Origin of the sequence: Butyrivibrio sp. INlla16 (assembly GCF_900104155.1) — a bacterium.
Lineage (GTDB): Bacteria > Bacillota > Clostridia > Lachnospirales > Lachnospiraceae > Butyrivibrio.
In genome coordinates, this window is sequence record NZ_FMYB01000075.1 from 1 (window position 1) to 12,220 (window position 12,220).

General features: G+C 34.1%; 10 protein-coding genes. 4 read left to right on the forward strand and 6 right to left on the reverse strand.

Annotation, left to right across the window (positions count from 1 at the left end; all coding sequences use genetic code 11):
- Nucleotides 1-322 precede the first annotated feature (322 nt).
- Nucleotides 323-1,519, reverse strand: a complete 1,197-nt coding sequence (locus BLR42_RS20470; RefSeq protein WP_091873200.1) for an ATP-grasp domain-containing protein — start codon at nucleotides 1,517-1,519, stop codon at nucleotides 323-325.
- Nucleotides 1,520-1,526: 7 nt separating this feature from the next.
- Nucleotides 1,527-2,468: a glycosyltransferase family 2 protein gene (locus BLR42_RS20475; RefSeq protein ID WP_091873202.1), complete on the reverse strand. Its 942-nt coding sequence runs from the start codon at nucleotides 2,466-2,468 to the stop codon at nucleotides 1,527-1,529.
- A 147-nt stretch (nucleotides 2,469-2,615) separates the two neighbouring features.
- On the opposite strand from BLR42_RS20475, the gene BLR42_RS20480 reads away from it, so the two are divergent.
- Together BLR42_RS20480 and BLR42_RS20485 are read left to right on the forward strand one after the other, a co-directional pair.
- Nucleotides 2,616-4,253 (forward strand): hypothetical protein, encoded by a 1,638-nt coding sequence (locus BLR42_RS20480; RefSeq protein WP_091873205.1) that lies wholly within the window; start codon nucleotides 2,616-2,618, stop codon nucleotides 4,251-4,253.
- The gene (locus tag BLR42_RS20485; protein ID WP_091873207.1) at nucleotides 4,250-5,353 is read left to right on the forward strand and encodes an acyltransferase family protein; all 1,104 of its coding nucleotides are present in this window, start codon (nucleotides 4,250-4,252) and stop codon (nucleotides 5,351-5,353) included. Before BLR42_RS20480 ends, BLR42_RS20485 begins: the two co-directional genes overlap by 4 nt.
- 8 nt (nucleotides 5,354-5,361) lie before the next feature.
- Here BLR42_RS20485 and BLR42_RS20490 read toward each other — a convergent pair whose 3' ends face one another.
- Nucleotides 5,362-7,002, reverse strand: coding sequence for a hypothetical protein (locus BLR42_RS20490; protein WP_091873210.1), 1,641 nt, complete (start codon nucleotides 7,000-7,002; stop codon nucleotides 5,362-5,364).
- A gap of 122 nt (nucleotides 7,003-7,124) precedes the next feature.
- Between BLR42_RS20490 and BLR42_RS20495 the strand changes: the two genes are divergently transcribed.
- Nucleotides 7,125-8,642 carry a hypothetical protein gene (locus tag BLR42_RS20495; RefSeq protein WP_091873213.1) on the forward strand — a complete coding sequence of 506 codons (1,518 nt, stop codon included), beginning with the start codon at nucleotides 7,125-7,127 and terminating at the stop codon, nucleotides 8,640-8,642.
- 47 nt (nucleotides 8,643-8,689) lie between these two features.
- Nucleotides 8,690-9,808 (forward strand): acyltransferase family protein, encoded by a 1,119-nt coding sequence (locus BLR42_RS20500; RefSeq protein WP_091873215.1) that lies wholly within the window; start codon nucleotides 8,690-8,692, stop codon nucleotides 9,806-9,808.
- 42 nt (nucleotides 9,809-9,850) lie between these two features.
- On the opposite strand, the gene BLR42_RS20505 is transcribed toward BLR42_RS20500, so the two are convergent.
- The 3 genes from BLR42_RS20505 to BLR42_RS20515 form a co-directional block, all read right to left on the reverse strand.
- A complete protein-coding gene (locus BLR42_RS20505) occupies nucleotides 9,851-11,257 on the reverse strand; it encodes a class I adenylate-forming enzyme family protein (protein WP_091873218.1) in 1,407 nt (468 codons plus the stop codon).
- A gap of 17 nt (nucleotides 11,258-11,274) precedes the next feature.
- Nucleotides 11,275-11,871: an acyltransferase gene (locus BLR42_RS20510; protein WP_091873220.1), complete on the reverse strand. Its 597-nt coding sequence runs from the start codon at nucleotides 11,869-11,871 to the stop codon at nucleotides 11,275-11,277.
- Nucleotides 11,872-11,962: 91 nt separating this feature from the next.
- The coding region (locus tag BLR42_RS20515; protein WP_139165226.1) for a transposase at nucleotides 11,963-12,220 on the reverse strand (258 nt) is incomplete at its 5' end.

Consider the following 12,220-nt stretch of genomic DNA (forward strand, 5'->3'; position numbering starts at 1 on the left):
GTCTGCAGCCCACAGCTATACCCAGGGCAATCCCAGACTCATCGACAACCTGATGACCGATGCCTTCGCCATCGGCTCACAGCGTAAATGCAAGGTCATCGATGCCGATATCATCCGTGATGCCGTTGAGAACCAGGCTCTGGATTGATGAAATTTTCAATGTACAAGGCTGTGACTGTTTAGTCATGGCCTTATTTCAAAAAGCATTCTGAATGCTCTCTGGAATAAAGCTATGACAGTGTGCGGTGTTCCCGCCAATATCCTGCGGTCAGGAATTATACCGCACGGTCAGGGAGTGGAAACTGCCGAAAACAATCAGCCGTTACCGCCTCCCACAATGTGCCGCCGGACACTCATCAGCAACTTTAAGCAATTCATTTATAGTACTGATCTGACTTTTAAATTGATCAAACGGAAACGCTGAAACTATTATGCAAAATATCCGGCGCATACCTGAATCCGGCTCAATTACAGTCCCATCTTCCATATTTATCTTCACATATGCAATTCCCGGCAATTCCCTTATACTTTCAACCCCTTCAACAGAAGCTATTTTCCCCGGTTTAAGCGAAACCAAATAAGCGGAAACATTCACCGGTTCAGGCCGTGAAATTGAGGCAAGATAGTCTTCATTCAAGGCATAATCAAGAACAATCTGACACATATAATCTTGTATAGGAGATGCCCCGCCAGGAAGACGATAATTCATTTCCGTCACAGCGTATTCATCACCTTCGAAAATAACCTGAATACAAGCTATTCCCTCATAACAACCAAGTTCATTAAATAATTTCGATAATTGAGGAAACAGTTCCTTTTCCAATCTACCCAGGCAATCTGCAGGTCCGTATCCAAAAACGAACGGTATATCATCTTTTCTGTCACCAAATGTTGCGCCTGCTTCAATTAAATATGACTCTCCCCGGTTAAATCCAAATATAAGACTTATCTCTACCCCGGAATAAAACTTTTCGATTACCACTCTGTTGGTCTTCGATTTATGATATGCATCCCTGTAGCCATCAATAAGATCCTCTTCATTTTCACATAGGTGAAATCCTATACTCGAACAACTGTCAGTCGGTTTCACAACGACAGGATATTCGATATGCTCCATTTCTTTAGTGCCTAGACTTATATCCGGCATATACTCTTTAACAACAGGAATTCCATATTGTCTGCATAGCTGCTTAAATTTCAACTTGTCATTTGTAATCTCCCATGCATAATCGGAGACATAAAATGGCAAATTAAGTCTCTTACATAGCTTTCTGGTTGCATCCATGCAGGTTTCACTGGCTCCGCAAGTAATGGCTGTAATTCCGTTTTCTATTGATAGTTTCTCAAGTGTATCCGTTTCATAAACACTTATATCCCAGGATTCATCTGCAATCAGTTTACACTTTGATTGTTTCTTATCCCGATCATCAGTGATTATGGTATATATACCTCTTGCTTTGGCAAGCTCAATCAATCTATCAGTTTTTCCGGTATCTCCTAAAATCAGTAATTTCTTCATATCTCGTTTAAATAAACCTACTAAATAGTATAGGTGCCAGTTGATACGCGATTCTTCGCTTGGATTTTTGTTTACATGGTGTAGATTTCAATTCTTTTTGCATCGCCCTGATCTGATCAGAGGTTCGCTTCCTTCTGTCTCCTTCACTATAAGCTTTTAATAATGTATACATACTATATTCCAGAATCGAATTGTAACTATCTAAAACATAATCTTCTTTTATAATATTACCTATCTTATCAAATGCAGGTTTGTAAACAAATATGCCATTACTGAAAAAGTCTCTCGTAGATGTCGCAGATGAAACATTCTGAATATAATGGTAAAAAGCTTTTGGAATGTACTTATATTTAAGATTATTGTTAGCGAAATAGCGCGTTTGAAATAGCAAATCTTCGCACATCGCTATATTTTCATCAAATGAATATTGCTTTACTATGTCCGCTTTAAAAAGTTTTGTAAAAAGAAATCCTCTGACAGTATCATCGGTAAACATAGCTTTCAATATGTCACCTGACTGCAATGTTTCAGATTGCAGCCTTGTATAAGATGTAATGATTTCATCCTTATGTGTAAAATATCCACAAAGGCAACCATCGCATGCCCCATCTGCTACAGCCTTAATCATCTCTTCATACATATCCGGATCAATATAATCATCAGCATCAAGGAAACTGATCCATGTACACTTAGCAAGCGATATCCCCAGATTTCTTGCAGCCGAAACGCCCTTATGGTCCTGATGACGATACTGTATTACCGGATATCTTTTCACATAATTTTTTATTATGTCGGCTGAATCATCCGTGGATCCATCATCTATCAGAATTATCTCATCAGGAACTAGTACTCCGTCCAAAATGCTGTCAAGCATAATAGGCAGAGTCTCTGCATTATTATAAAAAGGTATTATTGTTGTTATTGTATTATTTAAATTGTTCATAATCATTAAAAAGAAATAATAATAGCAGGAAACTTTGTATGAAATTTTACATTGAAAACATTAGTTTTTCTACTATACATTATGATAAAATCGCATTGAAATATAATAGTTTTATCCGCTATCTGCTTATGATAAAACGAAAGGAATTACCAAATGAAAAGCACATCCGAAAATACTTTTGCGACAACAGCATGTTTATTACTCAGTTTATTTCTTATTCTTACTCATTCATTTTTCTTTTTCAACCAAAAAATGGGCTACTACATAGATGAGACTCTCTCATTCAGATTGGCCAATGATACTTTAACCGATTTTACAACTGTAAAAGATGCTGTACTGAATCGGAATTCCGATGAACTCACAAAAGATTTAAAAGAGCTCACCATGGATGTTTGGTATAGTCGTGATGAAGTCCTTTCGAGATACACAGTATTAAATAATGAAAAATTCCATTATTTAAACACATATTTGCAGCAAGCCTTTGATGTCCATCCTCCCTTATACTACGCTGTCATAAAAACACTTTGCTCAATATTCCCCCAAACAAATCTAATGTTAATAGGTTTTATTATAAATATTTGTTTTCTTATTATTACCTGTTTTCTAGTATACAAAATTGGTGTTTGGGTATTTAACGATAGTTTTTTATCTATTACAGCTATGCTTTTTTATGGTTTTAGCTTGGATTTTATAAATAATTCCACCTATTACCGAATGTATGCAATGCTCACATTCTGGATGGTGCTATCTTTATTTTTAAATATTAAATGGTTTAAAAATAAGTATGTCAACGACCATAAAACAATATTGGTATTGTGTCTGATTGAGTATCTTGCCATGATGACTCAATATTTTGCTCTTTTTTTCTGCATCCCTATTTTTGTTATTAACATTGCATTTGCATTACATCAAAAAAAGTCAGTATCCAGATACCTTGTCTATAATGTTTTTACAGGAATTATTTATTTAATTACCTGGCCTTTTTCCATTATGCATATATTATTCTCTAACCGAGGCGACGATGTAACACATAATTTAAGTCATCTTCACTTTTTACAAAACATTATCAGCTACAAAGATTCCTTGGCAAACAGTATATTTGCCGCAAAATCCAAGTTGTTAATTATTGTGTTTTTAATTGTTTTTATCGTTATCATCGCAAAAAATATTCAAAACATATGCAAAGGTAGTTTTCACTCTTGGATCGATACAGAACATTTCGGGATAATGTTCTACCTGTATTTTACTTCCCTTATCTACTTTGTAATTGCAGCAAATGCTGTCCCCTGGCATGTTGACCGATATATAATGCCCATCATTCCGCTATTTTGCATAATAATTATATATTCATTAGCCAATATGGCATCTTTTGTAATAAAAAAGAATATCATTTCTATAGCTTTTGCAATGGCATTCTGCATATTCATTAGTTGCCTATGGCATATAACAACATCGCCTTCATATTTATATAACGATAATAAACGAACCGAATTGGCCAAAATTTGCCCAGAACATGAAGCAATAATAATAGACAAAGAAGGCGTTATTTGCAATTGCGAAATAGAATTGAATTTCAATCACCCGAGGTATTTTGAAACAGATGACAGTCGGCTGGATAGTATTTCCTCTTATATCGGCCAAGACTCAACATATATTGCATATGTAGCATGGTCAGTAGATACAGAAGCTGTTGAAAATGCATTCACAAATATAGGACTTCAAATGCATAAAGCAGACGCAAATACTGATTTCTATAATATTTATTATGTTAAAAGTGGAGATATGAAATGAAAGCAAAAATGAATACAATAAAGAATTCACTCGGCATGTTTGATCTAATAAAAGGTGTCATTATGATCCTTATGATACTTGGTCACACACAGGGATTGCTTTTCTTCCTTGGAGAAGCAGATACCAATTCCTTGCTGACCAGTACTAGTCCATTTCTGCTGTTTCTATTGCTGTTACTCAGCATAATTCGTGAAACAGCTATGCCCATTTTACTTATAATATGTGGGTATGGTTTTAGAAAAACAACTAATATCAAATGTGTAAAAAAACAATTTACTATGTTATTGATCCCATACGCAATTACAATGCTTATTACTACAGTAATGCATCTGATTTGCTACTATGTCCTTTACAGAAATGCACGTTCTGCAGTTAAAGCTACACTTTCAGTTTTCTCTGGTGGACTATTAGGATTTTCACATGAATGTTACATATTGGGTCTAAAATTCTCAGCCTGTGGTCCTATATGGTTTTTGTTAGCTCTTGCTATTGCCTATATTATCTTCAACTTTGGAGCAAACCTTTTTGAAAAAGAAAAACTCTTTTGTTTTTCTATATTTATCTGCCTTCTCGGCTGGCTTATTAGTTATATTGATATCATTCCCTGGAGCATTTCCCAAGGATTTATTTCTGTCTTCTATATAAGTCTTGGTTATTTTATCAAGAAAAACAAATTATTTACTACTGAGCAGAAAAATATTTACAAAGTCACATTTTTGATAATTGCTTTAATTCTTAAGATAATTGTGCTATTATCCGGCAGTCTGTTTGATATGGCAAATAATATGTATCCCTTGGGTCCTATTTCCATTGCTGAAGCAGGTATTTGGGGAATTATAATTGTATTCCTCTTTCTACACCTCAACAACATAACCGGTACAATTTCAACATTTATCAGGCGAATAGGCCGTAATTCATTATATGTCTTATGCATTCATTCCATCGAATTATTAGCATTCAGTGGATATTATGAATATGACCTTGCGCAAAATTGGCAAGGCAGTGTCGCACTAAGATGCATTTTAGTTTTTTGCGTCAGACTGGCATTTGTTCTTATATGCACATTTTCATTCACAAAAATTAAAGACACCTTAAAATGAGCAAATAATTATTGCGGGCTTTTTTGGTAAATGTATACATCAAAAAAGTCCGTTGAATAGCCGCTATTTATTATAGAATAGTTCTGATGAGCGAACTCACCTGTAATATGTTCCAAATCACAATACTTACTAATATAGATTGCATAATCATTATCTGCTATAAATGTCTCTTTAAGATAATCTGATAATCCTTTATCTTTTATCATAGTCCAATATGGATGATTTATATCGTCTACGACCTCTATATACTCAGCATCATTCTCGGGCTCTATAATCAGAGCCTCTTTATCTACATTATTACTAATAAACTCATGCTTTTTTTCTGTTATCGGATAAGCATACCTGGGTTCAATTTTTAAAGTATTCACATATGACACCAAAATCACAACCATGAGTAGCAGTGCACATATCCAGTCTTTCTTTAATACTAATTTTACACTTTTCCAAAGCACCCAAATTACGATTATGGAAAAAATGGGTATTGCCGGCATCACATACCTATCCATAACCCATGGTGAAATATATACTGATACCATATAAAAAATAGATACCGGTATGATCAAATATAAATAAAGCCACAATTTATGGGATTCTTTCAGTTTCGTGATACCATTTTGGATAATTTTCTTTAAACAAATAATTCCTAACAGAGCTGCAAAAAAAACGGTTATTATCAAAAAAACTTTGCTTCCACTAAAAATGGAGTATTTTAGCAAGCCACCAAATTCTTTAATCCTAAGAAGAAGTTTAAACGATGCCGCATTATTCATGATATCCTGACTACGCCCATTATGTGTTAATTGGATAATCGAAAATGGCCAAATACACAAATAGATAATTGCGATAATAATATGACATGCAAAATATCTCTTCACTGTTTTTTTATTTGCCAGCATAAATATGATCGTCATAAAAAACAAAGGAAAAATAAATAATGCCGCATAATATTGTGTAAGCATGGCAATAACTTCAACCAGGCATATTTTCAATAAAATCTTATTATTCAGATTAAAATCGTTATTAGCCAATAATAAATATAGATAAAGCAAAAGTACTATCAAAAAAGTAAGTAAAGCATACATTCTGATATACATCACACAATTTGCAAAATCATAACTCAATCCATAAAAAAGTATCCCAAACACACCACATAATCTGTCTTCCGTAAGTAATACAATTATTTTAAACAAAAAAATACAAGTTAGTAGCAAACTTAAAATATTGATTAAAAATCCAATGTTTTTAGCGGAAATACCTGGTACAGAAGAATTTAGTGTATTAAATAAGATATAATATAGCGGTGGATGTGCATCAATAATAGATACAAGATATGTATCTGCAAAAGTGAATTTATCACCAGATTGAGCATCAAACAACGCTTTAACTTCATCTGCTGTATATCTCTCTCCTATCACCATAGGTGCACTATTTAATGTTCCGAACAATGTTTTTTCAAATGCAAAGTCGTTTCGGGCAAGGCTTTGAACGAAATCATAAAAAGAAGTATAACTTACACTAGAATAGTAAAAAGTAGCCTTTTCATCAAGAAAATAGCCTTCTTTCTTCATACAATAAAAGATCGAATTAATTAAAATGATCACCAGTGCAAAAACAACTACTGCATTATAAATTCCTTTATTTCTTTCCATTTTTATTCCTTCTTAGTATACTTTTGTAGTATATTATACTATTATCAACCATACATAATATATATCTTTTTCTATCCTCTTTTGGGCGCAGATAATACAAAAAAGCTGAGGTACTTTTACTCATGAATACAAAAAGCAAAAAAACATTCTACATTTTTACTATTTATGGAATCATCATTTTTATCAGTCTGTTCCTTTTTCTAACAATTATTAATCCACTGGTAGTATATGATACAGATGATTGGCTCTACATCGGTCAGTTTCGTAAGCCAGTCCCAATAATAGGACATTGGAACCCAATTAAAGTTTTTCCCGAGACATTTATGCCTTTAGTATCATACTTTGGCGCAATAATAATAAATCCGATAATTCATAATTATTGCTTCTCTCTAACCTTAGCCCACGGATTATTCGGAGGCATACTTTTAACCTTCTATTTCATAGAGTTCTCATTACTGTTTTACAGAAAACAATTTGCTTCAGCATCATTAAGCATTCGGTATGGTGTACTTTTTATTTTATTACATTTCATCACCTATATTCATGATGGAAATAACAATATTTTCTTGTTATGGTCACAAGACCTTACATGCTTTTATAACTATACCTTATCTGCAATTTTATGTGCTTCGTTTGTTATTCATTCCATTTCATATGGTGGAATAAAAACTCTATTCACCAAAAGTCCTATATATAAAAAAGCCATTCTTGTAATATGGCTTTATTTTGCTATTTTCTCTAACTTATTTTCATCTGTAATACTTGCCGCATATATAGGTGCTGAACTTGTATCGCAGCTATTTTCCTCAGTAACCAGAAAAACATTTGATCTTAAAGAATACTGTTCCAATAACGCCATAAGTCTTTTTATTATTCTATTCTGGTTTCTTTCTAACATCATTGAAACAACCGGTGGCAGAGCTGATGATATAGGAAAAAGCACTTTAACCAATATTTCCTCAACATTTGTGTTTGCACTAATTAATTTTGTATCCATAAATGTTTTTATTACTATTTTGGGTATAGTCATTGGATTTCTATGGATAAGAAAATGTGGACGTTTCAATAATGTAATCGCGAAATGTGTTTTATATTTTATATTTACCATCATGTATCTTCTGGTACTTAGTGCGACAGCAGAACCCTACTATATATATCGAGCCGAAATTGTAATAGATATTTTATTCTTTCTTTTCATATGTCTTATAGCAGCATTTAATGAACTAATACGCAAAAACCGTAATTATTTTCGGCTGGTTTATATTTTGGCCGGAACAACTGTGCTTTTACTAATCCATCCCGGAAAAGTTTTTTATTCATATAACAACTCAAATGCATCATATAAACAATGCGAAGCTCTTATAAATGATATAATAAGTCAATTTCATGATGCAGAAGAATCCGGAGCTACAGAATTAACTCTTGTTGTTCCGGCATATGATGTCATATACAATTGGCCACTGGCGGATTTCGCAGGTGATAATATTGCTACAGCATTATATCATCACAATATTACTCAATCGTATATTTCCGTCAAAGAGATCACTCCATCAAGGACCAAAAATGCTCTATTTAACATAAGTGAATTTGAGTTAGAAAAAAATTTAAAGGAAGTATATTCTGTACTCCTGGTAGAGTAGTTCAATAAAAATAGCATTAAATAAACAATATAGGAAATTATGTATTTATGAAGAATAAAAGATTTGAAATCAAAAACACTCTGGGTATGTTTGACCTTCTTAAAGGAATCATTATGATTTTGGTTGTGGTATCACATACAGAAGGTTTAATTCCATTTTTAGAAAAATACCATTCCATGAATGAGTTATTTTCTAATGTCAACATATTTGTACTTTTCTTAACATTCATCTATATGATTGTAGGTCAGGCTTCTATGCCTGCATTACTAATCATAAGCGGATATGGCTTTAGAAAAACTACTAACACCAAGTGCATCACCAGGCAATACCGCTCTCTTTTACAGCCTTATATTATTACAATGGCCATTGCTATAATAATACACTTTTTTAGTTATCTATTCTTATACGGCGGATTGCGCTCATCCATTAAGCAGACTGTAAGTATCTTTTTAGGCGCACTTTTGGGTCTGCCCAAGGACAGATATTTATTAAATTTTAGAATCATTTGCTGTGGCCCAACCTGGTTCTTACTTGCATTGATCATAGCAACAATTGTTTTTAACTTTCTTGCAAACCGTTACGAAGAAAAAAAACTCCTTCTTATATCATTATTTGTATCATGTATTGGCTGGTTGCTTAGTTTTACCATTCCTCTTCCATGGTGCATTTCACAGGGATTTATATCCGTTTTCTTTTTGGGATTGGGATACTATGTAAAGAAAAACAAATTACTAATATCTTTCACTATCAAAAAGCTTTTCATTGGAATACTTATTATTATTCCTTACTTGATATCTGTAAATATAACGTCATATTTTGATATGGCAAATGACCTATATCCTTTGGGACCTATTTCCATAATTGCTAATGCAATTATAGGTTTTCTAATCATTTATGTTTTTTTACTTTTAAACCGGTTCAATGGTTTTTTATCTACATTTATAAGAAAAATCGGTCGAAATTCATTATATTTTCTTTGCATTCATTCTGTTGAGATGGTAGCCATCGGCGGTTATGTCCAGTATATGTTTGTCCATAGCTGGTGGAAAGGTAATCCCACATTAAGAAGTGCAATCATAATTAGTTTTCGATTATTCTTTGCCATTGTAGCTACACTACTATTTGTGCAAATAAAAGACCGCATAGTTAAAGCCAGGAAAGCATAATTGCTTTTCCTGGCTTTATTCTTGATTTTCTCAAAATCTGCTTTATCTCTTTATCTTGCCGCTGGATGTTTTTTCAAACTCCTGATTTCTAAAATCAATACCATATATTCTTTTATATATCGGAAGTTTCTTATTTAATTCAGAAATATATTCTTTTATATCTTCTCTATTTGCTTCATCACAGAAAATCTCAATACAAATTCTGTCATTCTTATCGAACACCTTACATTCCTTCACAAAAGAACATGCATAAACTAGTTGCTCTAACTCTTCAGGACTTACATTTTCTCCACCGGATAGTATAATAAGATTTTTCTTTCTTCCGGTTATATAAATATATCCATCATCGTCCACATAGCCAAGGTCTCCTGTATGAAGCACACCATCTATGAGGCTATTCTTTGTTTCCTCCTCATCCTTGTAATACCCCTGCATAACCCCAGGACTTCTGACGCAGATTTCATCATCGATTATCATAACATCAACCATAGCATCTGCACGGCCTACTGATCTCAAATGATTTTTACAGTCAAAATTGAAGCTAATATTTCCGCAGGTTTCGCTCATACCATAAAACTGACCAAAGCTAATTCCATTTTGCAAAAACACTTCAACTGTATCTAAATCAACAGGTGCGCCTGCAGTTACGACCAATTTGGCATGTCCAAGCCTTTCTATATGTCCTCTCTTGATTGTTTTTTTCCATAGTTTTAACGCCGCAGGCGTTACTACTGCGCTATCTATCTGTTCGTTTTCCAAATCCATAAGTATATTGGCCGGATTTACGCTAAGATATGTAGTACATCCATTCTCAATATTAGTAATCCACCCAATTATTCCTCCAATATGGTAGAAAGGAAAATTAGTGTACACCTTAAGTCCGTCACAGCTGTCAAAAGGGGAATTTGAGTCAAACATTGTTTTTTGATATTCAAAAATATTACCTGCTGTAAGCATTACCCCTTTGGGCTTACCTGTTGTACCGGAAGTAAATATCATCAGCGAGGTACGATTTCGCTCAGAATCGCTAAAATCATTCAATTCAACATACCCGGATTTATCTGAAAAAATATCCGACTTTTTAGCTATTTTCACTTCCAAGTGACTGAACTCTGATGCATTTTCATCTTCAACTATCAAATCAGTAATATCTGCTTTTTCTATCTCATAGCATATATTCTCAATGCTTTCACGTTTATTTAGTGGAACAACAACTGTTCTACTAAATAGTAAAGCTCCAAGTAATACTAGGTATTCATATGAAGTATCAAGATATAGTCCTACTCTTTTTTCTTGCATATTGCCGATTTTTTTTTCAAGAACAGCTGCACAAGTCCCCATATCATTATAAAAATCCGAATATGATATATATATTGAATGATCACCATCTAGAATTTTAAAAGCATACCTATCGCTATACTGTTTGCACAAGCCTAAAAAATTTATCATTTATGTTATTTCCTTACTTACGACAATTCATGGTGAGACCAATCCATTGCATTTACAATTGCAGCGCGTTCCTCTGTTGGCTTTTTCCTTGCTCTGATTTCTTTACAGGGAGTGCCAACATAAACAGTCCATGGCTTAAGCTCGCCCTTAACAAGCGAATTAGCTCCTACAAACGCGCCTTCTCTTATAATAGTTCCCGGTAATATGGTGCAATTTGCTCCGATATATGCATCATCTTCGATTATTACATCGCCGTAGCTTATTTTTCCTGCATCTCCGGGAAGATGTTCAATCGAATAATATCCATCGAACTCATATGTCGATGTAAGCACCTTCGTACCGGGTCCGAGAAATACCCTGTGCCCTATATCTGTCTTTGCACCACCTTCTATAAGTACATTCCAGGTAAGTGTCGAATATTTTCCAATTCGCAGTTTTTCACCCGCATCGATAAATACAAAATCAAATAACTGGCAATTATCCTCCAGTATGGCATTTCCCGGATGAATCATCTTGCATAAAGGATAAAGTCTTGCGTTTTCGCCGCAAAATGCCAATTTATCCCGCAGATTTTCACCCATGAAGTCAGTTCCATCAATATGTGCTTCTTTCATTTTTCCACCCTCATAGAAATAATATTTTTAGTTGGCTCTTCTGGCATGAGTGTGGTTAGTTAAATACGCTGAAGTCCTCATGCCATGCGGCTTAAGCGTACTTTACACGGTTGCGATTTGGTAACGGTATTTTCAGGTCAGAACAGTATAGCAAAACCATATCGATCATACTGTCTACGTCCCTGAATCCATACGCCTTCCGGATAAGCAATTTTATCTTGTTGTTGGTTGCCTCAATGCGGGCATTGGTCACACCAAGCTCGATAGTGTTAAGGATATGATCCTTGTGGCGCATGATCTTTCTCTGCAGCTCCACAAACACCGGGATCCTACAGTGCCTTGCCCATTT

Excerpts from the sequence above, each read along its gene's own strand:
- BLR42_RS20470 (WP_091873200.1), bottom strand. The coding sequence starts at position 1,519 with ATGAAGAAATTACTGATTTTAGGAGATACCGGAAAAACTGATAGATTG.
- BLR42_RS20475 (WP_091873202.1), bottom strand. The coding sequence starts at position 2,468 with ATGATTATGAACAATTTAAATAATACAATAACAACAATAATACCTTTT.
- BLR42_RS20480 (WP_091873205.1), top strand. The coding sequence starts at position 2,616 with ATGAAAAGCACATCCGAAAATACTTTTGCGACAACAGCATGTTTATTA.
- BLR42_RS20485 (WP_091873207.1), top strand. The coding sequence starts at position 4,250 with ATGAAAGCAAAAATGAATACAATAAAGAATTCACTCGGCATGTTTGAT.
- BLR42_RS20490 (WP_091873210.1), bottom strand. The coding sequence starts at position 7,002 with ATGGAAAGAAATAAAGGAATTTATAATGCAGTAGTTGTTTTTGCACTG.
- BLR42_RS20495 (WP_091873213.1), top strand. The coding sequence starts at position 7,125 with ATGAATACAAAAAGCAAAAAAACATTCTACATTTTTACTATTTATGGA.
- BLR42_RS20500 (WP_091873215.1), top strand. The coding sequence starts at position 8,690 with ATGAAGAATAAAAGATTTGAAATCAAAAACACTCTGGGTATGTTTGAC.
- BLR42_RS20505 (WP_091873218.1), bottom strand. The coding sequence starts at position 11,257 with ATGATAAATTTTTTAGGCTTGTGCAAACAGTATAGCGATAGGTATGCT.
- BLR42_RS20510 (WP_091873220.1), bottom strand. The coding sequence starts at position 11,871 with ATGAAAGAAGCACATATTGATGGAACTGACTTCATGGGTGAAAATCTG.